22 protein-coding genes and 1 rRNA gene are annotated in these 24238 nt (G+C 52.9%); 8 read left to right on the top strand and 15 right to left on the bottom strand.

Annotated features, from left to right (window positions below; translation table 11 throughout):
* Positions 1 to 5 precede the first annotated feature (5 nt).
* From fabY to typA, 8 genes are all read right to left on the bottom strand, one after another.
* A complete protein-coding gene (gene fabY / locus CWM54_RS25340; RefSeq protein ID WP_165784254.1) occupies positions 6 to 947 on the bottom strand; it encodes a fatty acid biosynthesis protein FabY in 942 nt (313 codons plus the stop codon).
* Between the two features lie 44 nt (positions 948 to 991).
* On the bottom strand, positions 992 to 1429 hold the full coding sequence (gene dtd, locus CWM54_RS25345) for a D-aminoacyl-tRNA deacylase (protein WP_012543288.1): 438 nt from the start codon (positions 1427 to 1429) through the stop codon (positions 992 to 994).
* Positions 1426 to 2286, bottom strand: a complete 861-nt coding sequence (locus CWM54_RS25350) for a virulence factor BrkB family protein (RefSeq protein WP_074387464.1) — start codon at positions 2284 to 2286, stop codon at positions 1426 to 1428. The genes dtd and CWM54_RS25350 overlap by 4 nt, the downstream gene beginning before the upstream one ends.
* Complete coding sequence (yihX, locus tag CWM54_RS25355) at positions 2280 to 2879, bottom strand: glucose-1-phosphatase (RefSeq protein ID WP_061156265.1); 600 nt, start codon at positions 2877 to 2879, stop codon at positions 2280 to 2282. Before yihX ends, CWM54_RS25350 begins: the two co-directional genes overlap by 7 nt.
* Positions 2880 to 3029: 150 nt before the next feature.
* Positions 3030 to 4292, bottom strand: a complete 1263-nt coding sequence (locus CWM54_RS25360) for an MFS transporter (protein ID WP_061156266.1) — start codon at positions 4290 to 4292, stop codon at positions 3030 to 3032.
* Between the two features lie 100 nt (positions 4293 to 4392).
* Entirely contained in the window at positions 4393 to 5373 is a 981-nt protein-coding gene (locus CWM54_RS25365; protein WP_100682006.1) for a sugar phosphate isomerase/epimerase family protein, read from the bottom strand.
* 7 nt (positions 5374 to 5380) lie between these two features.
* Positions 5381 to 6091, bottom strand: coding sequence for a GntR family transcriptional regulator (locus CWM54_RS25370; RefSeq protein ID WP_100698904.1), 711 nt, complete (start codon positions 6089 to 6091; stop codon positions 5381 to 5383).
* 198 nt (positions 6092 to 6289) lie between these two features.
* Positions 6290 to 8113, bottom strand: coding sequence for a ribosome-dependent GTPase TypA (gene typA / locus CWM54_RS25375; protein WP_061156269.1), 1824 nt, complete (start codon positions 8111 to 8113; stop codon positions 6290 to 6292).
* 378 nt (positions 8114 to 8491) lie between these two features.
* Here typA and glnA point away from each other — a divergent pair, with 378 nt between their 5' ends.
* The 4 genes from glnA to CWM54_RS28925 all read left to right on the top strand — a co-directional run bounded on the left by glnA (position 8492) and on the right by CWM54_RS28925 (position 12778).
* Complete coding sequence (gene glnA / locus CWM54_RS25385) at positions 8492 to 9901, top strand: glutamate--ammonia ligase (protein ID WP_061156270.1); 1410 nt, start codon at positions 8492 to 8494, stop codon at positions 9899 to 9901.
* A gap of 188 nt (positions 9902 to 10089) precedes the next feature.
* A complete protein-coding gene (gene glnL, locus CWM54_RS25395; RefSeq protein ID WP_008807910.1) occupies positions 10090 to 11139 on the top strand; it encodes a nitrogen regulation protein NR(II) in 1050 nt (349 codons plus the stop codon).
* 8 nt (positions 11140 to 11147) lie between these two features.
* On the top strand, positions 11148 to 12557 hold the full coding sequence (gene glnG, locus CWM54_RS25400) for a nitrogen regulation protein NR(I) (RefSeq protein ID WP_008807911.1): 1410 nt from the start codon (positions 11148 to 11150) through the stop codon (positions 12555 to 12557).
* A gap of 110 nt (positions 12558 to 12667) precedes the next feature.
* Positions 12668 to 12778 (top strand): YshB family small membrane protein, encoded by a 111-nt coding sequence (locus tag CWM54_RS28925; RefSeq protein WP_004152951.1) that lies wholly within the window; start codon positions 12668 to 12670, stop codon positions 12776 to 12778.
* A 35-nt stretch (positions 12779 to 12813) separates the two neighbouring features.
* Here the strand turns inward: CWM54_RS28925 and hemN are convergent, their stop codons facing one another.
* Complete coding sequence (gene hemN, locus CWM54_RS25405) at positions 12814 to 14187, bottom strand: oxygen-independent coproporphyrinogen III oxidase (RefSeq protein ID WP_100698906.1); 1374 nt, start codon at positions 14185 to 14187, stop codon at positions 12814 to 12816.
* Between the two features lie 188 nt (positions 14188 to 14375).
* Positions 14376 to 14882 (bottom strand): Der GTPase-activating protein YihI, encoded by a 507-nt coding sequence (gene yihI, locus CWM54_RS25415; RefSeq protein WP_061156272.1) that lies wholly within the window; start codon positions 14880 to 14882, stop codon positions 14376 to 14378.
* A gap of 584 nt (positions 14883 to 15466) precedes the next feature.
* Here yihI and yihA point away from each other — a divergent pair.
* The gene (gene yihA / locus CWM54_RS25420; protein WP_048996322.1) at positions 15467 to 16099 is read left to right on the top strand and encodes a ribosome biogenesis GTP-binding protein YihA/YsxC; all 633 of its coding nucleotides are present in this window, start codon (positions 15467 to 15469) and stop codon (positions 16097 to 16099) included.
* A 346-nt stretch (positions 16100 to 16445) separates the two neighbouring features.
* On the opposite strand, the gene polA is transcribed toward yihA, so the two are convergent.
* Positions 16446 to 19238 carry a DNA polymerase I gene (gene polA / locus CWM54_RS25425; RefSeq protein ID WP_061156274.1) on the bottom strand — a complete coding sequence of 931 codons (2793 nt, stop codon included), beginning with the start codon at positions 19236 to 19238 and terminating at the stop codon, positions 16446 to 16448.
* 396 nt (positions 19239 to 19634) lie between these two features.
* Between polA and CWM54_RS25430 the strand changes: the two genes are divergently transcribed.
* The gene (locus CWM54_RS25430; protein WP_100682002.1) at positions 19635 to 20534 is read left to right on the top strand and encodes an acyltransferase; all 900 of its coding nucleotides are present in this window, start codon (positions 19635 to 19637) and stop codon (positions 20532 to 20534) included.
* A 49-nt stretch (positions 20535 to 20583) separates the two neighbouring features.
* Here the strand turns inward: CWM54_RS25430 and dsbA are convergent, their stop codons facing one another.
* From dsbA to CWM54_RS25445, 3 genes are all read right to left on the bottom strand, one after another.
* Positions 20584 to 21207, bottom strand: coding sequence for a thiol:disulfide interchange protein DsbA (gene dsbA / locus CWM54_RS25435; RefSeq protein ID WP_008807917.1), 624 nt, complete (start codon positions 21205 to 21207; stop codon positions 20584 to 20586).
* A 27-nt stretch (positions 21208 to 21234) separates the two neighbouring features.
* Positions 21235 to 22221, bottom strand: coding sequence for a serine/threonine protein kinase (locus CWM54_RS25440; RefSeq protein ID WP_100682001.1), 987 nt, complete (start codon positions 22219 to 22221; stop codon positions 21235 to 21237).
* A 75-nt stretch (positions 22222 to 22296) separates the two neighbouring features.
* Positions 22297 to 22566 (bottom strand): YihD family protein, encoded by a 270-nt coding sequence (locus CWM54_RS25445; RefSeq protein ID WP_061156277.1) that lies wholly within the window; start codon positions 22564 to 22566, stop codon positions 22297 to 22299.
* Positions 22567 to 22637: 71 nt separating this feature from the next.
* Here CWM54_RS25445 and mobA point away from each other — a divergent pair, with 71 nt between their 5' ends.
* Complete coding sequence (mobA, locus tag CWM54_RS25450) at positions 22638 to 23219, top strand: molybdenum cofactor guanylyltransferase MobA (protein ID WP_100698908.1); 582 nt, start codon at positions 22638 to 22640, stop codon at positions 23217 to 23219.
* On the top strand, positions 23216 to 23722 hold the full coding sequence (gene mobB, locus CWM54_RS25455) for a molybdopterin-guanine dinucleotide biosynthesis protein MobB (RefSeq protein ID WP_100698910.1): 507 nt from the start codon (positions 23216 to 23218) through the stop codon (positions 23720 to 23722). Before mobA ends, mobB begins: the two co-directional genes overlap by 4 nt.
* Positions 23723 to 24117: 395 nt before the next feature.
* On the opposite strand, the gene rrf is transcribed toward mobB, so the two are convergent.
* A 5S ribosomal RNA gene (gene rrf, locus CWM54_RS25460) occupies positions 24118 to 24233 on the bottom strand.
* Between the last annotated feature and the right edge of the window lie 5 nt (positions 24234 to 24238).

Genomic DNA, 24238 nt, shown 5'->3' on the forward strand with positions numbered 1-24238 from the left:
GGCGCTTACTCTTCCTCGTTACCGCCCTCTTCATACGAGCCAAAGGGCTTCGCCGGCAGCACGATGTAGATCCCCTCGAAAACCGCGCCCTGCTTTTCGTCGCCAAAAAGCTCTACCTGCATTTGCACGCGGGCCTTACGCCCACGCGCCAGACGGTCGAGATCGCCGCTCAGCGAACCCAGGTCGGCAATGGCGCTGGGGCGGCCGCTAATGGGCTGACTGTAACGAATATGCGCATCCGCCAGAATGATGGTGCCCCCCAGATGCCGCTCGCGCAACATCAGCCAGATAAGCCCCCATCCGGTCAGGGTCGCTAACGAAAACAGGCTACCGGCAAACAGCGTATGGTGCGGATTCTGATTCCCTGCTTCGGGCATGGTGGTAATAAATTTCTGCCCGGTGTACTGCTGAATACGCACGCCCATTTTTTCACTCAGCGGGATATGCTGATACCACGCCTGCTGAAGCTGTGCGCACCAGTCGCCGCGGTGCAAAATATCGTCCAGCGACGCGATCGGTTTAATCATCAGAAAATGACGGATCGGCGTGGTGGTTGGGGTAGTGATCTCCCCCTGATTCACAAAGCCCAGCTTGGCGAAAAACTCCACCGCATCTTCGCGGGCGCTACAGGTGACCCGCTTAACCCCTTCCTGACGCGCTACCGACTCCAGGGTCATCGCCATCAGCGTCCCCAGCCCTTTATCCTGCACGGAGGGATGAACGGCCATAAAGCGAATGGAGGCTTCATTTTCCGCATTGATATATAGCCGGCCGATGGCCACCAGATTGCCTTCTTCATCCACCACCATCTGGTGATGCGCCATCGCATCCCAGGCGTCACGTTCCGATCCTTTTGGCTGATGCAGCGGCTTACGCAGCATCTCCCAGCGGAACTGATAGTAGCTCTCTAACTCTTCTGCTGTTTGCGGTACACGAAGGTGATACATAGTCGTACTCTCTTTTGTTACCCGCAGCCTGCCCGGAAGCTGGGTCATACCTGCAACCAAAAGGTCACGGGACCATCATTGACCAAAGAAACCTGCATATCCGCAGCGAATCTTCCGGTCTGGGTGTTCATTTCCTGCTGGCGACAGCGGGCGACGAAATACTCATACAGCGCCTCAGCGCGGTCAGGGGCAGCGCCTTTCGAGAAACTCGGTCGCATCCCCCGCTCGGTATCGGCCGCCAGCGTAAATTGCGAAACCACCAGCACGCTGCCGCCCGCCTGCTGAACATTCAGGTTCATTTTCCCCTCCGCATCGCTGAAGATGCGGTAGCCCAACACGCGTTCGCAGAGGCGATTCGCTTTTTGTTCATCATCGTCTTTTTCGACCCCCAGCAGCACCAGAAGTCCCGGACCAATTTCGCCCGTCACTTCATCCTCCACGGTAACGCTTGCACGGGATACGCGTTGAATTAATGCAATCATGGTTGTTCTGTTTCTTCTGTTTTAAGTTTGCGGTATTCATCGAGAGTGACAGTAATTTCAGCGCCAAGCAAGACGATACACCAGGTCCAGTACACCCAGACGAACAAAATCGGTACCACCGAAATCACGCCATAAATTAACTGATAGGACGGAAAGGTGGTGATATAGAGGGCAAAGGCTTTCTTACCAGCCTCGAACAGCAGCGCCGCCACCAGCGCTCCGATAACTGCATCGCGGTTACGCACCTGGGTGGTCGGCACAATACTGTAGAGTAGCCAGAATGCCGCCCAGGAAAGGATCAGCGGGAAAAGGCGGAGCAGATTATCAATCACGCCGTCCAGATCGCTCGCCCAGCGCAGCGACAGCAGATACGAACTGATCGCCAGGCTGGCACCCGCCAGCAGCGGGCCAAGAGTCAGGATCATCCAGTAGACGGCAAAGGAGTAAACTTTGGGACGGCTGCGTGTGCTGCGCCAGATGGTGTTTAGCGCGCTGTCGATCGAGTACATCAGCAGCAGCGAAGTGACGATCAGGCCAAACGCGCCTACCGCGGTCATGCGGCTGGAATTGGCCACGAACTGCTCGATATACCCCTGAATCACATCGCCCGTCGCCGGAATGAAATTGGCGAAGATAAAATGGCGAATCTGCACACTGACTTCGGAAAACATGGGAAAGGCCGCAAACAGCGCGAACACGACGGCTATCAGCGGCACCAGGGAAAGTAATGACACATAGGCGAGGTTTCCCGCCAGGGTGGTCATATGGTCTTCATCAATGCGCCGCCACAGCAGCTTAAGCCACGCCAGCAGCGGCCGGGTATGGTGGTGTAATTTTTGATGAACGGTTTTTAGCATAGCTGATTCGCAAAATAATCAGGGATGGTCTTCTTCCCGGTCACCAGAATACTGGTGATCCCCAACCGGTTAGCCCCTGCTATATTATCGACGTTATCATCAAAAAAGACCGTATCTGCGGCGGAAAATCCCTCTTCTTCCAATACTCGCTGGTAAATTTGCGCTTCAGGCTTACGCATTCCCATCTCTTGTGACAGATAGATGCGATCGGCGGCAGCGCGCACTTCCGGGTATTCATCAGGCCAGAACGTGGTGTGAAGACGGTTGGTATTGGAGAGCACCACCACCCGATGCCCCTGGGCACGAAGTTTATGCATGATGGTAATCACCTCCGGGCGTAGCGCGACGAATACTGCCTGCCAGCCGTGAGCAAACTGCTCATAGCTGAGGGACATATTCATTTCATGGCACATGGCGGTGGCAAAGTCTTCATCACTGATCTCGCCACGCTCATGCTGGTGGAAAGCCTCTCCCATGGTGAAATGCTGCTTTAGCGTCGCCAGCGGGATGCGGGTTAAATCACTCCAGGTTCCCAATACCCGGTTGAAGTCAATGTCGACAATCACATTACCTAAATCAAAGATATAGAGCATTTTTGTCTCCTTCCGCGCCGTGGAAAATTAACTTTAGCGGGAAAGATGAGGTTTGACTATGTATAAACCTGAAACAACCGCGTGGGCCGCCAGCCACTGACGAACAAAGCCGCATAACGCGGCTTTGAATAAACAGAATGAGACGGGAGGTTATTCCGTCGCAGCGCGCAGCATTTTCCTGCCACCGCTAATTCGTTTCACTAACATGACCGAGACGAACGCGCCACAGAGCGCAAAGCCCGCCATGATGCCAAAGACTATCTTGTAGCCTGCCAGACCTGGGTTGAGGTCAAGAATGTAGCCATACAGGCTGTAGCAGAACATGGCCGGCGCATAACCGATAAAGCTCCCCAGCGCCATGGCTGCGCCGGTCCGGTTTTCAGCGATTTTTGCTTCACCGATCGGGGCAAAGAATACCGCTCGCTGCGTAAACACAATTGCACCAAATCCCAGAGTGCAGATCATACCCAGATAGACCGGCATACTTTCATGGGGCAGCAATATTAACGCCACTAAGGCCAGGGTACTCACACAGAAGGTATAAAAGAGATATTTGCTTGGCGACTTAAGAATTTTATCGGCTATCAGGCCACCAATCGGTCCGCCAACCATTTTTAAACAATACTGATTAATGATGCCGTAGGCGCCCACCAGCGCTACTGGCAACAGGTAGATATTTTTCAGGAAGGGGATAAAGAAAGTGAGTCCGCAGTAAACGGCGTAAACGAAGAAGACGTTAAATGCGATGAGCCAGATGGTTTTATCTTTTAATACCGAAGAGATGCTACTTTTCTCTGTGGCGCTCTCGGTGATAGCTTTCTCAGGCGCATCCTCATCCTTTTCTTTCAACATAAAAAACAGCATGATCCCGACAACAATCACGATGAGAGCATAGAACCAGATCCCGGCTTTAAAACCCAGCAAACCGCTACCAAACCAGGTAAAAATAGCTAAAGCAGAGAAGGCAATAATCGTGTCGACAACCCCCCGCCCGGTTTCAAAGAAGCCAAATAACCGCCCCTGTTGTTCGCTGTTGCCCAGCCGACTTACCGACTTTAATAGCACCGGCCAGTTCATCATATCGCAGGTAACGCCAAATAAGGCCCAAACGAAGAGAATTCCCCAATATCCAGGCATCGTCGTCAGATAGATCCCTAATAAGCCTGTTGCAATCAGTGACAACGACATGGTGTAACGGCGAGGAAGCTTATCGGCAAAGTAAATTGACAGGAAAAAACCAATCGTGGTCACCACTGAGTTCACCGACATGGCATTACCTATCTGGCCATTAGTCAGATGAAAATAGTCCTGCATTGGAATATAAAAGGCATCTTTCAGTGAGGGCAGTTTATAAATGGTGCCGCCGCACAAGGTTAATAAACTGAATATAGCCCATTTCTTTTTTGTGAGCATAGGATCCCCTAATGATTTAACATCATTTGGTTTAAGGAAGATAACAGACCATCATCATTTATTAAAAATGATGACCCGGTATAACGAATTATCGATAAATTTAGTGTGCCAGCACGGTAAGCGCTTCGTTTTTTATTATTTGCAATGTATCTTCGACATGTTTCAGTTGCGCAATCGCATCCTGCTTTTCTTTCAGCAGCCGCTCTTCAAGCTGGTCAGCATCAGGTAGCGGAGTTTCGCTCATTTGCCGCCACGGGATCCACGGGTTGTCACCTTCCGTTGCAAAACGGAACGGGGGTGCATAGTAATCCACCTCCTCTTCCAGGCCGTACGCCATGACCTGCGGCTGGTCATCGCCGAGACAAATTAATTTCGTCAGCAGCGCCTTAAATGGCATATCGCCCTGGCCTGAGTTACAGGCCCGATGCCCAAGTCCACCGTTCTCAGCAATAATACAGGCGTCTTTAATATGAACCTGCGTAATGTAAGGTGACATCAACGCTAACGCCTCAAGAGGTCGTTCATTGGCGTTGATCATATTGGCGAAGTCAAAAAGAAGCGATAGCGTTGGCATTTCGCTGTGTTTAATTAAATTTACCAGTTCAACGCTTTTCAGATCTTCATGTTGCTCAAGGGTAAACGTCAGGCCAGTATGGCTATATGCTTGTTTAATGTATTGAATGTCGGTGGAAATTTTTTCAATAACGTCGTGCAAATGTCCTTCATAACGAGGATAAAAGCGAACGGATGATGCGCCTGTTTTTAAAGCGATAGTGACGGCCTGATCGATTGTTTGTTTATCGGAGGCGCTGGTCTCGATATGAATATCCAGTTGCAACGATTTTGCTTTATCTCCAAACTCGGCTAACTGGATATCATTCATATTGCTCAGCGAGTAGCGCTCGCCATCAAGAACATGTATTTTTACCCCTTTTAAATGCAGGCTATCTGCGATGACCAGCAAATCATTAGGTAAAATACGTTCAAGCCGCATATTCAAATGATAGGCATAGGCATGAAGGTAGAGTGGTATGTTATCAATACGGGAAAGGATCTTCCCGGCGTTATCTTTAGTGACCATAAAATACCTACAAGTTAATAAAGAGATCCACAGCCTCAAATCGCCAGTATTCGAGATCTATCTGCACAATATTACCTGCACTATCGGCACGGTGTTTTTCTATCAGAATAGCCGGCAGACCTGCAGAGCCGCCGATGAATTTGCTCACATCGCCCGACATTCTGACGGGTCTAAAAGCCAGTTTTTTAATCACCACTGGCTTATGATATTCACGCTCCCAGACGGAGGAAAAAGACTGGTTCTTCAACCGGTCAATAAAATCTGGCGCGACGTTAGGGTTGATAAAGGTCTCGTGGTAGAAAACTTTATGCCCTTCAAGCGCTCCCCAGCCGGTTACCAGATATAAATCATCAGACGGAATAACATCCAGCAGGGGTTTAGCAACGTCGGGATAGTCTCGGGTTCGCTGTTTTTCATTAAAGCCCCATGAGGGTTCTCTGCCCTGCTCAATGGCGGCTCGCTGAAAGCTCGCTGAGAGCTCTGGGCTATAGTTAAAACGCGGCTGGGCGACAAACCATCCTTTACGGTCTTTACGAAAAATCCTCGATTCCGCTTCCAGGCTAAGCAGCGCCTGACGCAGCGTCATCCGTTTGATGCCCAGTAGCTCACCAAGCTCTCTTTCTGAAGGGAGTTTTCCCCCCGCAGCCGTCAGCCCTTGCTTAAGCCACAGATCCAGTTTCTCTTTCGCATTTTCAACAGTGGAGATATTTTCAGTCATTGTTTAATCCATTTGGTTTAAACCAGATAACTCATCTTACTCTTCCGCAAAAAAAGAAAGCAATTCCTCACACAAACTTTAGGTATAAATGTGACCGATCTCTCTCGGCAACTCGGAAATAGCGCGACGACAGGCAGAGACCGCCCATAAAAAAACCCCGCCGAAGAGGCGGGGTTTAGCGAACAACAAGAAGAAAAATTACTCTTCTTTTGCACCGCGCATCGCGCGTTTACGGTCGTTCTCAGTCAGGTGACGTTTACGGATACGGATAGACGTAGGGGTCACTTCTACCAGTTCGTCGTCATCGATGAACTCCAGAGCCTGCTCCAGGGTCATCTTAATCGGCGGAACCAGAACCGTTGCTTCGTCAGTACCGGACGCACGCATGTTGGTCAGTTTCTTACCGGTCAGGCAGTTTACCGTCAGGTCGTTAGAACGACTGTGAATACCGATGATCTGGCCTTCGTAAACTTCAGCACCGTGGCCGAGGAACAGCTTACCGCGATCCTGCAGACCGAACAGGGCGAACGCAACCGCTTTACCCTGACCGTTAGAGATCAGTACGCCGTTGTTACGCTGGCCCACTTCGCCCGGACGAACGTCGTCGTAGTGGCTGAAGGTGGAGTACAGCAGACCGGTACCAGAAGTCATGGTCATGAACTCTGAACGGAAGCCGATCAGACCACGGCTTGGGATCACGTAGTCGAGACGTACGCGGCCTTTACCGTCTGGATTCATGTTTTTCAGGTCGCCTTTACGCTCGCCCAGCGCCTGCATGACAGAACCCTGGTGCTGCTCTTCGACGTCCAGCGTCACGTTTTCGAACGGCTCTTGTTTACGGCCGTCGATTTCGCGGAAGATAACTTTCGGACGGGAAACCGCCATCTCGAAACCTTCACGACGCATGTTTTCAATCAGAACGGACAGGTGCAGTTCGCCACGACCAGAAACGCGGAATGCATCAGCGTCCTGAGTCTCTTCGACGCGCAGCGCCACGTTGTGCACCAGCTCTTTGTTCAGACGGTCCAGAATCTGGCGAGAGGTAACGAACTTACCTTCTTTACCACAGAACGGAGAGGTGTTGACGTTGAAGAACATGGTTACGGTCGGTTCATCAACGGACAGTGCCGGCAGCGCTTCAACATTCTGCGGATCGCAGATGGTGTCGGAGATGTTCAGCTCGCCCAGACCGGTGATCGCGATGATGTCGCCAGCTTCGGCTACGTCGCTCTCGATACGCTCCAGACCCAGGTGAGTCAGAACTTTACCGACTTTACCGTTACGGGTTTTGCCTTCGCTATCGATGATAGTGACCTGCTGGTTCGGCTTCACTTTACCGCGTTTGATGCGGCCGATACCGATGACGCCAACATAGTTGTTGTAGTCCAGCTGGGAAATCTGCATCTGCAGCGGACCGTCAAGGTCAACGTCCGGCGCCGGCACGCGATCAACAATCGCCTGATACAGCGGGGTCATGTCGTCAGCCATGTCTTCGTGGTCCAGACCCGCGATACCGTTCAGCGCGGACGCGTAAACGATCGGGAAGTCCAGCTGTTCGTCGGTCGCATCAAGGTTAACGAACAGGTCGAACACCTGATCGACAACCCAGTCCGGACGGGCGCCCGGGCGGTCAACTTTGTTGATGACCACGATCGGCTTCAGGCCGTGGGCAAAAGCTTTTTTGGTCACGAAGCGCGTTTGCGGCATCGGGCCATCAAAGGCATCGACCACCAGCAGCACAGAGTCAACCATGGACATAACACGCTCAACCTCACCTCCGAAGTCGGCGTGCCCTGGGGTATCAACGATGTTGATACGGTAATCATTCCATTTGATTGCGGTGTTTTTAGCGAGGATGGTAATCCCACGCTCTTTCTCCAAATCGTTGGAGTCCATCACACGTTCTTGTGCTTCAGTACGTGCGTCGAACGTACCGGATTGCTGTAGCAGCTTGTCAACCAGGGTAGTTTTACCATGGTCAACGTGCGCGATGATGGCGATATTACGCAGATTTTCGATCACAACTTTGCCTCAGGCATTAGAAATAGCGCGTTATTGTACACGTATTAAGCGAAGGACTGAACAGGATCACAAACATCCTCCGCAAACAAGTATTGCAGAGTTTCTTTGTGACCGCTTTCACGGAGCGATAAAAGGGCACCGTAACAAAAATTGCACCAAAATGGTGCTCAATGTTCACACTGAGGCACTACTTTGGTGCATTATCTCCATCATGGTGCAGTCCTTTTGCACTATGGTGCGCATGATACAGCGTTTTATAGGGCATTTAAAAGTTGGCACAGATTTCGCTTTATATTTTTTAAGGCAACAACGCCACTTTTAAGCAGTATGAAGTTTTCGTTACCACGACGACAATGACCAATCCGGGAGAGTTTAAGTATGTCCGCTGAACACGTTTTGACGATGCTGAACGAGCACGAAGTGAAGTTTGTCGATCTGCGCTTCACCGATACCAAAGGTAAAGAACAGCACGTCACGATTCCGTCTCATCAGGTAAATGCCGAATTCTTCGAAGAAGGCAAAATGTTTGATGGCTCCTCGATTGGTGGCTGGAAAGGTATCAACGAATCTGACATGGTCCTGATGCCAGACGCCTCCACCGCGGTCATTGACCCGTTCTTCGAAGAACCGACGCTGATCATCCGCTGCGATATCCTCGAACCAGGCACCCTGCAGGGCTATGACCGCGACCCGCGCTCCATCGCGAAACGCGCTGAAGAGTACCTGCGCGCCACCGGCATCGCTGATACCGTCCTGTTCGGGCCAGAACCAGAATTCTTCCTGTTCGACGACGTCCGCTTCGGCGCCTCTATCTCTGGCTCCCATGTCGCGATCGATGACATCGAAGGTGCGTGGAACTCCTCCACCAAATACGAAGGCGGTAACAAAGGTCACCGTCCGGGCGTGAAAGGGGGTTACTTCCCGGTTCCGCCAGTAGACTCTTCACAGGATATCCGCTCCACCATGTGTATGATCATGGAAGAGATGGGTCTGGTTGTTGAAGCTCACCACCACGAAGTGGCAACCGCAGGTCAGAACGAAGTGGCAACTCGCTTCAACACCATGACCAAAAAAGCGGATGAAATTCAGATTTACAAATACGTTGTTCACAACGTCGCTCACCGCTTCGGTAAAACCGCGACCTTTATGCCGAAACCAATGTTCGGCGACAACGGCTCCGGCATGCACTGCCATATGTCTCTGGCGAAAAACGGGACTAACCTGTTCTCCGGCGACAAATACGCAGGTCTGTCTGAGCAGGCGCTGTTCTACATCGGCGGCGTAATCAAACACGCTAAAGCGATTAACGCCCTGGCGAACCCGACCACCAACTCCTACAAGCGTCTGGTCCCGGGTTACGAAGCGCCGGTTATGCTGGCTTACTCTGCGCGTAACCGCTCTGCCTCCATCCGTATTCCGGTGGTGACCTCTCCGAAAGCGCGTCGTATCGAAGTGCGCTTCCCGGACCCGGCTGCCAACCCGTACCTGTGCTTTGCAGCGCTGCTGATGGCTGGCCTTGATGGTATCAAGAACAAAATCCATCCGGGCGAAGCAATGGACAAAAACCTGTACGACCTGCCGCCGGAAGAAGCGAAAGAGATCCCGCAGGTTGCTGGTTCTCTGGAAGAAGCCCTGCAGGCCCTGGATGCTGACCGCGAGTTCCTGACGGCTGGCGGCGTGTTCACCAATGACGCTATCGATGCTTACATCGCCCTGCGTCTGGAAGAGAACGACCGCGTACGCATGACTCCGCATCCGGTTGAGTTCGAACTGTACTACAGCGTCTAATTTTGCTGTAAATCCAGGGTATGTCGTGTTGTGGCGCGGGATGCCCGGGATATTTTGTTGCCGTGGAAACTTTCAGCCCATCTCAGGATGGGCTTTTTTCTCCACCAACACGCTGATCTCGCGAGCTTTTTACCGATAAAAAGCTATAATGCACTAAATTGGTGCACTCATTTTCAGGAGACTGTCGAATGGCAACAGGCACACTGCCCGATGCTGGGCAGATCCTTAACTCTCTAATCAACAGTATCTTACTGGTCGATGATGACCTGGCGGTGCACTTTGCCAACCCTGCGGCGCAGCAGCTGCTGGCGCAGAGTTCACGCAAGCTGTTTGGCACCCCGTTACCTGAGCTGTTGAGCTATTTCTCATTGAATATTGGGCTGATGCAGGAGAGTCTGCAGGCGGGCCAGGGTTTTACCGATAACGAAGTCACGCTGGTTATCGATGGCCGCTCACACATCCTGTCTCTGACCGCCCAGCGGCTACCGGAAGGCTTTATTTTGCTGGAAATGGCGCCAATGGATAACCAGCGCCGCCTGAGCCAGGAGCAACTGCAGCACGCACAGCAGGTCGCCGCCCGCGATCTGGTCCGCGGCCTGGCACATGAGATAAAAAACCCGTTAGGTGGCCTGCGCGGCGCGGCACAGCTGCTCAGCAAAGCCCTGCCCGACCCGGCGCTAACGGAATATACCAAAGTGATCATCGAGCAGGCTGACCGGCTGAGAAATCTGGTCGATCGCCTGCTTGGGCCACAGCATCCGGGCATGCACGTTACTGAAAGTATCCATAAAGTCGCCGAGCGGGTAGTGAAACTGGTCTCCATGGAGTTACCGGACAACGTGAAGTTAATCCGTGATTACGACCCCAGCCTACCAGAGCTGCCCCACGACCCGGATCAAATTGAACAGGTGTTGCTGAACATCGTCCGTAATGCGCTGCAGGCGCTGGGGCCGGAAGGGGGCGAAATTGTTCTCCGCACCCGCACCGCTTTCCAGCTGACGCTGCACGGGGTGCGTTATCGCCTCGCCGCACGTATTGACGTTGAAGATAATGGCCCGGGTATTCCGCCCCATCTCCAGGATACGCTGTTTTATCCGATGGTCAGCGGCCGCGAAGGCGGTACCGGCCTGGGCTTATCTATTGCCCGCAGCCTTATCGATCAGCACTCCGGCAAAATTGAATTCACCAGCTGGCCGGGTCATACCGAATTTTCGGTATACCTGCCTATTCGGAAGTAGAGGTGTTTATGCAACGAGGGATAGCCTGGATCGTTGATGACGATAGCTCCATCCGCTGGGTGCTTGAACGCGCGCTCACCGGAGCCGGCTTGAGCTGCACAACGTTCGAAAGCGGCAATGAGGTGCTAGATGCCCTCACCACCAAAACCCCGGATGTACTGCTGTCAGATATCCGTATGCCGGGAATGGATGGTCTGGCGCTGCTCAAACAGATTAAGCAGCGTCATCCAATGCTTCCGGTCATCATAATGACCGCACATTCCGATCTGGACGCTGCGGTTAGCGCCTATCAGCAAGGCGCGTTTGATTATCTGCCCAAACCTTTTGATATTGATGAAGCCGTCGCCCTGGTCGATCGGGCGATAAGCCACTACCAGGAGCAGCAACAGCCGCGAAATGCGCCGATAAGCAGCCCAACTGCGGACATCATCGGCGAAGCGCCGGCAATGCAGGATGTCTTTCGCATTATTGGCCGCTTGTCGCGCTCATCCATCAGCGTGCTGATCAATGGCGAATCCGGTACCGGTAAAGAGCTCGTCGCTCACGCCCTGCATCGTCATAGTCCACGTTCAAAAGCGCCGTTTATCGCGCTCAATATGGCAGCAATCCCCAAGGACCTGATTGAGTCCGAGCTGTTCGGTCATGAAAAAGGGGCCTTTACCGGCGCCAATACCGTCCGCCAGGGACGCTTCGAACAGGCTGACGGCGGCACGCTATTCCTGGATGAAATTGGCGATATGCCGCTTGATGTGCAGACTCGTCTTCTGCGCGTGCTGGCGGATGGCCAGTTTTATCGCGTGGGCGGCTACGCGCCGGTGAAGGTTGATGTGCGGATTATCGCCGCCACCCACCAGAACCTGGAACAGCGCGTGCAGGAGGGGAAATTCCGTGAAGATTTATTCCACCGCCTGAACGTGATCCGGGTACATTTACCGCCGCTGCGCGAGCGCCGGGAAGATATTCCACGTCTGGCTCGCCATTTTCTGCAGATAGCCGCCCGCGAGCTCGGCGTTGAAGCCAAACAGCTGCATCCGGAAACGGAGACAGCGCTGACTCGCCTGGCGTGGCCTGGCAACGTCCGTCAGCTGGAAAATACCTGTCGCTGGCTCACCGTGATGGCCGCCGGCCAGGAAGTGCTGACGCAGGATCTGCCGAGCGAACTGTTTGAGACCACGGTTCCGGACAGCCCGACGCAGATGCAGCCCGATAGCTGGGCGACGCTGCTGGGTCAGTGGGCCGATCGGGCGCTGCGCTCCGGTCATCAAAACCTGCTCTCAGAAGCGCAACCTGAAATGGAACGCACGCTGCTGACAACCGCCCTGCGCCACACGCAAGGTCACAAGCAGGAAGCCGCACGCCTGCTGGGATGGGGTCGTAATACCCTGACGCGTAAGCTAAAAGAGCTGGGAATGGAGTAGTGATTAACGGCATGATGAAAATTAGCCGTTCAGCGCAAAGTGCTGCTATTTTGTACTTTACTGTTCCGATGAGTTGAGTATGATCGTGCCCGGCATTACGGGAGAGCATCATGTTTGAATCACTGGTGAGTATGATATCGAGCGGCGCCGCTGCGAGTCACACGCCACAGACGGCAGTCGCAGCCGTTCTGTGCGCTGCGCTGGTCGGGCTGTTCAGCTAATTGTTCCCCCTCTTCCGTCGGAGAGGGGGAAAACATTAAATGACCCGTGAGAACTGCTGCATCCGAGCCTTTTGCCGTAGATACGCGTCAAAGCACATACAGATATTGCGGATCAGCAGGCGGCCTTTCGCCGTCACCTGAATGGCCTTATCATCCACAGCCACCAGCCCGTCATGTGCCAACGGCGCCAGTAGCTTCAGGTCTTCCGCAAAATAAGACTGAAAATCCACATCCCACTGCGCCTCTACTGCCTCAATATCCAGACGGAAATTACAGATCAACGCCTTAATCACGTCACGACGTAAACAGTCATCACGGGTTAACGCGATCCCGCGCCACAGGGCGTCCCCTTGCTCTGCCACCTGCTGGTAGTATTGCTTCAGCTCTTTTTGGTTCTGAGCGTAGCTGTCGCCAATCATGCTGATCGCCGAAACGCCCATTCCCAGCAGATCGGTATCCCCCTGGGTGGTGTAGCCCTGGAAATTGCGGTGCAGTATGCCGTGACGTTGCGCGACCGCTAATTCATCGTCTGGGCGAGCAAAGTGGTCCATGCCGATAAACTGATAGCCTGCCGCCGTCAGTGAACCGATGGTCTCCTGCAGGATCTCCAGCTTCTGTTCAGCGGAGGGCAGATCGGCATCTTTAATTTTCCGCTGTGCGGCAAAGAGCGTGGGCAGATGCGCATAGTTAAACACGCTCAGGCGGTCAGGATTGAGCTCAGCGACCTTTTGCAGGGTAAAGGCAAAGCTCTCCGGCGTTTGCTTCGGCAGGCCGTAGATGAGGTCGATATTGGTCGAGGTAAAACCAATCTCCCGCGCATGGTTGAGCAAATCAAAGATGAACGCTTCATCCTGCTCACGGTTAACCAGACGCTGAACCTCTTTATTGAAGTCCTGCACGCCCATACTCAGGCGGTTGAAACCCTCGGTGCGTAAATGATCGAGGACATCCAGCTCGATCTCACGTGGATCGACCTCAATGGAGATCTCGGCTTCCGCGCTGAAATGGAAGTGGCTGCGCAACAGATTCATCAGGCGACTGATTTGCGCCTTATTGAGATAGGTTGGCGTGCCGCCACCCCAGTGCAGTTGTTTAACCTGGCGACAGGCAAACAGCGGCGCGCGGCGGATGATCTCCTGTTCAAGGACATCGAGATATTGATCGGCCTTATGCTGCTGGCGGGTGACTATCTTATTGCAGCCGCAGAAATAACACAGCTTATGGCAAAAAGGGATATGCACGTACAGCGACAGGGGCCGCTGTGGATAACGGGCCACAGCGGCTTCGAATTCCGCCGCGCCGAATTGCGCTGAAAACTCCAGCGCGGTGGGATACGAGGTATAGCGCGGCCCGGAATAGTTATATTTCTGGATCAGGGCCAGATCCCAGTCGATTATCTGCTCAGACATGCTCACTCCTTCCGATGGTGCCGCCGACGGGTACGCCGTCCCGGCCTCACCGCACCGCGGGTCATGAGCCGGTTGCGCAGCCATTTCTGACGCCGCGACAACCGTCGTAGTTTAACGAATAACCACAGCAGATAACATATAACCAGAAGGGTTATAAGCAGTACCGGGAATCCGATGGGATGCAAATGTTAGTTTCCACCCTTCAGCAGACGCATCATATCTTCCTGACGTTCTTCCTCTTCTTCATCTTCGTCATCGTAAGAGAGGCCGAGCTGCTGCATCAGCTCATCAATGCGATCCAGTTTGGCGTCCACCCAGCTCTGCTCTTCAGCATTCAGGGTGCCGCCCTCTTCCAGACGTTCCAGCAGCGCATCCAGGCGCTCATCATTCTCCAGCAACTCCAGCTCAGCCTGCGGTGAAAGCATAGGTTTCTCGCTCTTTGGTTTATGCTGCTTGGGGGCCGGGGTGCTGCTTTCGCTCACGCCCAGCGGGATCGGTTTTTTACTACCGACGCGTGGGTCTTGCGTCTGGCTCTGTTTTTTGCCCGCTGAAGCCGCATCGCCGCCGTTCGCGCGACTTCCCGCCGCGTGGCCACGATGTTTCTTTTGCCGTTTGCGATCGCGAGCTTCCTGATTTATTTCTTCACGCGACTTGCGGCCGGATTTGCCACGGGTGGCGGATGTCGGTTTTTTCATGGTATGTAATCTTCAGACAGTATTATTCAGTATAGAATTGAGGCGGAATCTAGCAGAAAGCAAGCAAAGAAAAAAGGCGACAGATTACTCTGTCGCCTTTTTCCTCACTGACCACCCTTAACGGGCTTCTTCTTTCCCTGTTCGCTAACGACTTACCCTGTCTTTCCCTTAGCGTCCAACGGTCCCTGTTTCTTCCTTTTCCCTTTGAAACGTCTCCAAGACGCGCGTCATCCTGACTATCCTGTGGTCTTCGCCTCCTGGCGCTTCCTGACCCCTCGTCCTGAGTCTTAATCCTTTCAGCATCCCCGCCGTTGTGTATTACTTTACCCTGTTGACAAAAATCGACAACCAGCCAGGCCGTTAAAAAAACATTTTCAGATTTCTCTATTTTTATAACTCTTTTATTTTCAATGCATTATATCTTTATCGTCTTATTATTCTCAGGTATGTCCTATACGAAGAATAGTCAATGTCTCACAAACCATATGGTTTTTACTTACAGGAACGGCGTGCGGTAAAAACAGCCTTTTTCTGCTGTTCAGGTATAATCCCTGCCATAGCCTGTTTTAACGGAGACGACCGTCTTGACCAACTGGAATTATCAACTGACGCACTTTGTCACTAGCGCGCCAGATATCCGCCATCTTCCTGCCGATACCGGTATTGAAGTGGCGTTCGCCGGCCGCTCCAACGCGGGAAAATCCAGCGCGCTGAATACGCTGACCAACCAGAAGAGCCTGGCGCGGACCTCCAAGACTCCTGGACGTACGCAGCTGATTAACCTGTTCGAAGTCGCCGAGGGCAAACGCCTGGTTGACCTGCCCGGCTATGGTTATGCGCAAGTACCCGAAGAGATGAAGATCAAGTGGCAGCGTGCGCTAGGAGAGTACCTGGAAAAACGTCTGTGCCTGAAAGGCCTGGTGGTGCTGATGGATATTCGCCACCCCCTTAAAGATCTCGATCAACAAATGATCGAATGGGCGGTAGAAAGTGATATTCAGGTTCTGGTCCTGCTGACCAAAGCCGATAAGCTCGCCAGCGGCGCGCGTAAAGCGCAAGTGAATATGGTGCGAGAAGCGGTACTGGCCTTCAATGGCGATGTCCAGGTTGAACCCTTCTCCTCGCTGAAAAAATCTGGCGTGGATAAGCTGCGACAGAAGCTGGATAGCTGGTTTAACGAAATCCCGCCGCAAGAAGCCGTCGAAGACGCCGAGTAACCCCGCTTTTTCCGGATAACGGCGCGTAGCGCCCTATCCGGACGTTCATATTACGCGGTTTTAACTGCATCAAACTTTTCTTTCGCGCAATAAAAAACGCCCCGGTCATAAATGACCGGGGCGGCTAAAATATTCAGCCAAATCCGATTACGTGAAGTAAAAGGTCTGAAAGATAGAACATCTTACCTCTGTACCCTACGCGATTAACTCTACTCTTCTTTCGCTCACGGATAAAGCATTTTTTGTAGTTTTTTTTCACTATTTACATAGCAAATTCAAATGATCCTCACAAAACGCTATAAGTTATGTTGCTTACTTACAGAAAATCGCTTTGCGCTTTGTATACTTAGTGCGCTTGATCCCAGTTTTCACCACTACCGACTTCCACCAGCAGCGGTACCGCCAGCGTAGTGCTGTTCTCCATCAGTTCATGGATCTTTTTCGACACGGCATCGAGCTCATCTTTATGCACTTCAAAGACCAGTTCATCGTGAACCTGCATGATCATCCGCACGCGAGGTTGCTCCTTCCGCAGCCATTCATCAACAGCAATCATCGCCCGCTTGATAATGTCCGCCGCCGTCCCCTGCATCGGGGCGTTGATCGCCGCACGTTCCGCGCCGGCGCGACGGGCACCATTGCTGGATTTGATATCCGGCAGATAGAGTCGACGGCCATCCAGCGTTTCAACGTACCCTTGCTCTTTCGCCTGAGCGCGGGTGCGCTCCATATACTCCAGGACGCCCGGATAACGCTCGAAATAAAGATCCATATACTTCTGTGCTTCTTTACGCGGGATGTTCAGCTGGCGGGCCAGGCCGAAGGCGCTCATACCATAGATGAGACCGAAGTTGATGGCTTTCGCACTGCGGCGTTGTTCGCTGCTGACGCTGTCCAGTGGTAAGCCAAACACTTCAGCCGCCGTCGCCCGGTGAATATCCTTCCCTTCTGCGAAAGCGGTCAGCAGGCCTTTATCCCGCGACAGGTGCGCCATAATACGCAGTTCGATTTGCGAGTAGTCTGCTGAGACAATGACGTATTCTTCCGGCGCGATAAACGCCTGGCGAATACGCCGTCCTTCTTCGTTACGCACTGGGATATTTTGCAGGTTTGGATCGGTAGACGATAAACGGCCGGTAGCAGTGACCGCCTGATGATAGGAGGTATGCACGCGCCCCGTTTTGGGGTTAATCATCAGCGGCAGTTTATCGGTATAGGTCGATTTCAGTTTCGCCAGCCCGCGATATTCCAGAATCACTTTCGGCAACGGATAATCCAGCGCCAGCTCTTCCAGGACCTCTTCAGACGTGGACGGCGCGCCGCCCGGCGTCTTCTTCAGCGGCTTGATGCCCTGTTTCTCAAACAGAATCGTTTGCAGTTGCTTGGTGGAAGAGAGATTGAACACTTCCCCGGCAATATCATGCGCGCGCTGCTCCAGCTCTACCAGACGCAGAGCGATCTCCTGCGAATGCGCATGCAGCACAGCGGGATCGATTTTCACGCCATTGCGTTCAACACGTGACAGCACCGGCACCAGCGGCATTTCGATATGCTTAAAGATATTCAGCGGACCTTCATGCTGCTGCAGCTTCGGCCACATCTTCAGATGCAGCTGGAGCGTGACGTCGGCATCTTCCGCCGCGTAGCGGCCAGCCTCCTCCAGTGCAATCTGGTTAAAGGTGAGCTGGTTCTTACCTTTACCGGCGATCTCTTCAAAGGTAATGGTTTTATGCTTCAGCCAGCGGTCGGAAAGACTGTCCATATCGTGACGGCCCGCCACGCTGTCGAGAATGTAGGATTCCAGCATGGTATCGAACGCAATCCCGCGCAGCTCAATGTCGTAGTTGGCCAAAATACCACGATCGTATTTGAGATTTTGCCCGACCTTGAGCAGCTTCTCATCCTCCAACAGCGGTTTAAGCAACGCCAGTACGCGCTCGCGGGGGATCTGATCCGGTGCATCAAGATAATCATGCGCCACGGGAACATAGGCGGCCACGCCCGGCTCAACCGCGAATGAAAGACCGACCATATTGGCGGAGATGTTATCCAGGCTGTCGGTTTCCGTATCAAAGGCAAAGAGCGGCGCCTGCTTCAGCTTATCGATCCAGGTGACCAGCGTGGCCTCATCAAGGATAGTGACATAGTGCTCTGCTGAAAGGGCGGAGGCCGGTTCATCCTCTGCTTCTGCTTGTGCCGCTGCCGCAGGCTCTGCAGGTTTCGCGGCCGGTTTGCCGCCCTTGGCCTGCAGCCATTTCCCGGCCTCAACGTCGGTTGTCCAGCGCTTAAATTCGTACTGCCTGAACAGCGCCAGCAGATCATCAGCCGCCGGCGGCTGCACCTCCAGCTCTTCGCACGTGAGCTCCAGCTCGACGTCGGTTTTAATGGTCGCCAGCTGATAAGAGAGATAAGCCACGTCCTTGTTCTGTTCCAGCTTCGCCGCCATCGTTTTCGCGCCGCGGAAGCTCAGTTCAGCAATTTTCTCCGGTTCCGCATACAGCGTATCAAGGCCGCCAAGGCCTTGCAGCAGCGCCTGGGCGGTCTTCTCACCCACGCCCGGCACGCCGGGAATGTTATCCGAGGAATCGCCCATCAGTGCCAGGAAATCGATAATCAGCTCCGGCGGGACGCCATACTTGGTGACGACCTCATCCGGTCCGAGGATAGTGTTAGTCATGGTATTGATCAGGGTGATCCCCGGCGTCACCAGCTGAGCCATGTCTTTATCACCGGTGCTGATCAGCACCGGACGGCCCGCCCTTTCTGCTTCCCGTGCCAGGGTGCCTATCACATCGTCGGCTTCGACGCCCGGAACCGCCATCAGCGGCAGCCCCATCGCTTTCACCATCTTATGCAAAGGCTCGATCTGCGCACGCAGATCGTCCGGCATCGGCGGGCGGTGGGACTTGTAGTGTTCGAACAATTCATCACGGAAGGTTTTCCCTTTCGCATCAAAGACCACGACGGCATGAGACGGCTGATACTGCAGGATCAAACTGCGCAGCATATTCAGTACGCCGTACATAGCCCCGGTCGGCTCCCCTGCGCTGTTAGTCAGCGGCGGAAACGCATGATACGCCCGATAAAGATAGGAGGAGCCGTCAACGAGGATGAGAGGGTTTTCTGGGATCTGAACCATAATTTCCGTGCCTGTTTATCAGATTATGGATAAAGGATGCCACAGACGGGCATGAAATCCTGAATTTTTCCCACATTTCGTGGAAAAGATTCAACGATCGTCGCGATCGCCGGACAACTTTGTTTGTGGATAACTTTGTGCATAGTTTTACAACGTCAGCTTATCCGCCCCTGAAAAAAAACGAATAAATAGTATTACTCTTTATATATCAGCCAATTAAAAACATATCGGTGATCATGGCATCAATTTGATGACCCAATGTTCCATGTGGATAGAAGATCCTTGTTTTTTTCTGTTCTCGTAAGATCCGTTATTTACCGCGTTTTCTGGTAAAATCAGCCTCTTGCGCAGCTTAAAGGCGCTCTTTGTCAGCCTAACTTTCTGAATAAACTAACTATGTCGAGATTACTCGCTGCGATAACACTTCCGCTGAGTATCGCCTTAACCATCTTAGTCACCATTATCTGCTCTGTACCGATCATCGTCGCCGGGCTGATTAAACTGCTGGTTCCCATTCCAGCGGTATGGCGATCTATATCTGTTTTTTGCAATTTTATGATGTATTGCTGGTGCGAAGGGCTGGCGCTGCTGTTGTATCTCAATCCCTGGCTTAAATGGGACGTCGAGGGTCTGGAAGGCTTAAATAAAAAGAACTGGTATCTGCTGATCAGTAACCACCATAGCTGGGCAGACATCGTGGTGTTGTGCGTGCTGTTCCGCAAGCATATTCCGATGAATAAGTACTTCCTTAAACAGCAGCTGGCATGGGTACCCTTCATCGGCCTCGCCTGCTGGGCGCTGGATATGCCCTTTATGCGCCGCTATTCGCGCAGTTACCTTATTAGACATCCAGAACGCCGCGGTAAAGATGTCGAAACCACCCGCCGTTCGTGTGAAAAATTCCGCGCGCATCCGACGACTATCGTCAATTTCGTGGAAGGCTCGCGTTTTACCGAAGCCAAAAAACGCGAGACGCGCTCGCCTTACGATAACCTGCTACCGCCTAAAGCGGCAGGCATCGCCATGGCGCTCAACGTACTCGGTTCGCAGTTCGATAAACTACTGAATGTCACGCTGTGCTACCCGGAGAACAATACAAGGCCATTTTACGACATGCTGAGCGGCCGCCTGACGCGCATTGTAGTACGAATCAATCTGGTCCCTATTGGTGAAGAGCTGCACGGCGATTACGTTAACGATAAGAACTTTAAGCGCGGCTTCCAGCGCTGGCTGAATGGGCTATGGGAAGAGAAAGACCGTCAGTTGACTGACATCATGCGGGACAAAGAAAGGTAGTCACAGCCAGAACAGCTAAAGTAACGCCGGTCAGTGACCGGCGTTTTTTTTATTTCTTCTCTACCAGTTGCTTCACGGTATCCGCATACTGAGCGACGAAGACATCCATATTGCTGGTGTCCATCCCCTGCGGGTTCAGCTGGTATTTACCATTAACATACATAGCCGGTACCCCCTGCAACTGCAGATCGGCTGCCGCTTTCTCTTGCTGAGCGACCAGAGATTTCACCACGAAGCTATTCCAAGCGGCATCGTAGTCTTCCCCTTTCACGCCAGCATCGACGAACACCTTACGAATGTCAGCCACGCTCTGCACGGTCTGGGTTTTCTGCACGGCTTCGAACATCGGCGCAGTAATTTTATCTTCAACGCCCAGAGCGATGGCCACCGCCCATGCCTGCGTCAGATCCTTGCCCAGAGGGCCCAGGAACTCAACGTGGTATTTGGTCATTTTGGTGCCTTCCGGCAGTTTCTGACGCACATTGTCAGAAACATGCAGCACTTCTTCAAACTGGTAGCAGTGCGGGCAATAGAATGAAAAGAACTCGAGCACCTGCGGCTCGCCAGCAATCGGCTTATCAAGGGTGATGTACTGCTTGCCATCGGTGATCTGGGCAGCGGATGCACTAAAAGCCAGAATCATACCAGCCAGCGCCAGCCAAACTTTTTTCATGATTTACTCTCTCCTGGATATATCACATTAATACATTGGCGTTAACTGAAGCGGGGGTTCCTGTAGAACCTTCACCTGCTCAAGAAAAGTCGACGTCTGCCCCCGCCAGTAATCCTCCCCGGTTAACCAGGGGAAATTGACCGGGAAAGCGGGATCGTCCCAGCGTCTGAGCAACCACGCCAGATAATAAACCAGCCGCATAGCGCGTAAAGGTTCAATTAGCGCGATTTCATCGCTGTTAAAGGGGCTGAATTCCTCATAGGCCTCGACGATGGTCTCTAGCTGCATACGCTGTTCAGCCTTATCGCCGATAAGCAGCATCCACAGATCCTGAATCGCCGGGCCGGTTCGCGCATCGTCTAAGTCGACAAACAGTGGCCCGTCGCGCCAGAGGATATTACCCGCATGGCAGTCACCGTGCAGGCGTAACGTGTTCCCACAGCCGTGCCATTGCTCCATGACGGCAGCAATGAGTTTATCGGTCGCCTTCAGAAAATCGGCCTTCAGGCCAGAGGGGATAAGCGTCGCCTGTTCAAACACCTGGCGCGGTTCCAGCAGGTACTCCTGCACGCCAATTTCCGGGCGGGCAGTAAAGCGCTGTTTGCGGCCAGTCTGGTGCAGGCGCCCCAGATAGCGGCCAACCCATTCCATCTGATCAAGGTTATCCGCTTCGAACTGACGACCGCCAAGGCTTGGGAAAACGGCAAAGTAGAATCCCTGATGCTGATGAAGCGTGCTGTCGTTAAATAAGAGCGGCGCAGCAACAGGCACTTCATCTTCTACAAGCTGAAGCGCAAACTGGTGTTCTTCAAGGATCTGTTCTGCGGACCAGCGCTCAGGACGATAGAACTTTACCACATAGCGATGGCGCTCTTCGTCCTGGAACTGATAAACGCGGTTCTCATAGCTGTTTAGCGGAGTGAGACCGGAATCCACCCGCATACCCAGATCGAATAACCCATCGATAATGGTATCCGGGCGAAGCGTCTGAAAAGTAAAAGCCTTACCGTGCATCCTGACATCCGATAATCGTACGAATAGTTCAGGATATCATCTCATTGCACTTTACGCGGCAGCGCTTACAACCTTTTACTCTTTTATTACCCCGCGGGCGCGCAGCAGTGCGGTTTTAAAGTCCTCTTCATAATCCTTCTGAATACCTGGGATGATGGCATCTTTAGAAGAGTCACGCATCTTCAGGTGATAGATCAGAATATCGTCGGAAAGATCGCTCAGTTCGCCATCATAGCCAGCCTCTTTCGCCAGTTTCTGCAAAAATTGCATCAGATTCAGTTCAGGCTCTTTCTGCCAGGCAGGCTGGAGGAGTTCAATTACTTCATTCAGACGTTTACATTTCATGGTCATGCTCCTTACTCTTGATAGGGACAAGTTAACAGGGTCAATCCCACAATGAAAGAGGCGATATTCATATGCAAAGCGAGGCGATAACCGGCGTCGTGCTGGCGGGCGGCAGAGCCACGCGAATGGGCGGCATTGATAAAGGATTACAGCTGCTCAATGGACGCCCTCTCTGGCGTCACGTCGCAGAGGCATTAGCCCCGCAGGTTGATGCGTTAGTCATTAGCGCCAACCGTCATCTTGAACAGTGGCGTGCCAGTGGATATCCGGTCTTTAGAGATATACAGGAGGATTATCAGGGACCACTGGCCGGAATGCTTGCTGTGATGCAGCAGGTTACAAGTCCATGGTTTGTTTTTTGCCCCTGCGACACGCCGTTCATTCCGTCCTTTTTGGTGGAGCGCTTTGTACAGCAGAAAGATGCTGCGCCGGTCGTTTGGGCCCATGACGGCGAACGGGATCATCCCGCCGTTGCGCTCGTGCATCGACAAATCATCCCGGACCTCGAGGCCTACCTTACCAGTGGAGAACGCCGGGTAATGGTCTTTATGCGTCAAGTGGGTGGGCGCCCGGTGAATTTCAGCGATGTGAAATCAGCGTTCATCAATGTAAATACGCTTGATGATTTGCAGCAGATGCAGGAGCCATCATGATCCCATTACTGGCGATCGCCGCATGGAGCGGTACCGGAAAAACAACATTATTAAAGCGTCTTATCCCTGAGCTGTGCGTCAGAGGTCTGCGTCCCGGACTGATAAAACATACCCATCATGATATGGACGTCGATAAACCCGGCAAAGATAGCTATGAATTACGTAAGGCGGGCGCTGCGCAAACCATTGTCGCCAGCGAACAGCGCTGGGCGTTGATGACGGAGACGCCAGAGACGCCGGAATTAGATCTCACGTGGCTTGTCAGTCGAATGGATGCCAGCAAACTGGACCTGGTTTTAGTGGAGGGGTTCAAACATGAACCCTTGCCGAAGATCCTACTTTTTCGGCAAAACAGCGGCCATTGTGTAGAAGAGTTGGTGATTGATGAGCATACCATCGCCGTGGCCAGCGATGTGCCGATCGCGACATCACTTCCGCAGTTGGATTTAAATGATGTTCCACAGATCGCGACATTTATTGCAAGTTGGTTAGAGAGGCATTAGCAGTTTATCGGTAGGGATTGCTTCTTAACACAGACTTTAATGAATAGCATCGGCTGACAGGGGGCCTCCCCGGAGGCGGTGCTGCGCACCTTGTCCGGGCTACCAGTCAGCCCCGGTTTGTAGCCCCGGTCAGCGCAGCACCACCGGGGGAGATATGCCGGCATGCTGCCCGGTCCACTGAAACGCAAAAAGCCCATCCGTCAGGATGGGCTCTTCACTTGTTTGATGCCTGGCAGTTTATGGCGGGCGTCCTGCCCGCCACCCTCCGGGCCGTTGCTGCGCAACGTTCAAATCCGCTCCCGGCGGATTTGTCCTCCTCAGGAGAGCGCTCACCGACAGACAACAGACAAAACAAAAAGCTCAGCCTTTCGACTGAGCTTTCTGCTTTGTTTGATGCCTGGCAGTTCCCTACTCTCACATGGGGAGACCCCACACTACCATCGGCGCTACGGCGTTTCACTTCTGAGTTCGGCATGGGGTCAGGTGGGACCACCGCGCTGTCGCCGCCAGGCAAAT

Origin of the sequence: Klebsiella sp. D-Nf1 (assembly GCF_002810515.1) — a bacterium.
GTDB lineage: Bacteria > Pseudomonadota > Gammaproteobacteria > Enterobacterales > Enterobacteriaceae > Klebsiella > Klebsiella variicola.

What these genes read in the sequence shown, in the direction of transcription:
- mobA (WP_100698908.1), top strand. Translation starts at nt 22,638, where the DNA reads ATGCAAAGCGAGGCGATAACCGGCGTCGTGCTGGCGGGCGGCAGAGCC.
- fabY (WP_165784254.1), bottom strand. Translation starts at nt 947, where the DNA reads ATGTATCACCTTCGTGTACCGCAAACAGCAGAAGAGTTAGAGAGCTAC.
- mobB (WP_100698910.1), top strand. Translation starts at nt 23,216, where the DNA reads ATGATCCCATTACTGGCGATCGCCGCATGGAGCGGTACCGGAAAAACA.
- CWM54_RS25370 (WP_100698904.1), bottom strand. Translation starts at nt 6,091, where the DNA reads ATGACTGAAAATATCTCCACTGTTGAAAATGCGAAAGAGAAACTGGAT.
- hemN (WP_100698906.1), bottom strand. Translation starts at nt 14,187, where the DNA reads ATGTCTGAGCAGATAATCGACTGGGATCTGGCCCTGATCCAGAAATAT.
- CWM54_RS25360 (WP_061156266.1), bottom strand. Translation starts at nt 4,292, where the DNA reads ATGCTCACAAAAAAGAAATGGGCTATATTCAGTTTATTAACCTTGTGC.
- CWM54_RS25365 (WP_100682006.1), bottom strand. Translation starts at nt 5,373, where the DNA reads ATGGTCACTAAAGATAACGCCGGGAAGATCCTTTCCCGTATTGATAAC.
- CWM54_RS25430 (WP_100682002.1), top strand. Translation starts at nt 19,635, where the DNA reads ATGTCGAGATTACTCGCTGCGATAACACTTCCGCTGAGTATCGCCTTA.
- dtd (WP_012543288.1), bottom strand. Translation starts at nt 1,429, where the DNA reads ATGATTGCATTAATTCAACGCGTATCCCGTGCAAGCGTTACCGTGGAG.
- glnA (WP_061156270.1), top strand. Translation starts at nt 8,492, where the DNA reads ATGTCCGCTGAACACGTTTTGACGATGCTGAACGAGCACGAAGTGAAG.
- polA (WP_061156274.1), bottom strand. Translation starts at nt 19,238, where the DNA reads ATGGTTCAGATCCCAGAAAACCCTCTCATCCTCGTTGACGGCTCCTCC.
- CWM54_RS25445 (WP_061156277.1), bottom strand. Translation starts at nt 22,566, where the DNA reads ATGAAATGTAAACGTCTGAATGAAGTAATTGAACTCCTCCAGCCTGCC.
- yihX (WP_061156265.1), bottom strand. Translation starts at nt 2,879, where the DNA reads ATGCTCTATATCTTTGATTTAGGTAATGTGATTGTCGACATTGACTTC.
- glnL (WP_008807910.1), top strand. Translation starts at nt 10,090, where the DNA reads ATGGCAACAGGCACACTGCCCGATGCTGGGCAGATCCTTAACTCTCTA.
- yihI (WP_061156272.1), bottom strand. Translation starts at nt 14,882, where the DNA reads ATGAAAAAACCGACATCCGCCACCCGTGGCAAATCCGGCCGCAAGTCG.
- CWM54_RS25440 (WP_100682001.1), bottom strand. Translation starts at nt 22,221, where the DNA reads ATGCACGGTAAGGCTTTTACTTTTCAGACGCTTCGCCCGGATACCATT.
- CWM54_RS28925 (WP_004152951.1), top strand. Translation starts at nt 12,668, where the DNA reads ATGTTTGAATCACTGGTGAGTATGATATCGAGCGGCGCCGCTGCGAGT.
- glnG (WP_008807911.1), top strand. Translation starts at nt 11,148, where the DNA reads ATGCAACGAGGGATAGCCTGGATCGTTGATGACGATAGCTCCATCCGC.
- dsbA (WP_008807917.1), bottom strand. Translation starts at nt 21,207, where the DNA reads ATGAAAAAAGTTTGGCTGGCGCTGGCTGGTATGATTCTGGCTTTTAGT.
- CWM54_RS25350 (WP_074387464.1), bottom strand. Translation starts at nt 2,286, where the DNA reads ATGCTAAAAACCGTTCATCAAAAATTACACCACCATACCCGGCCGCTG.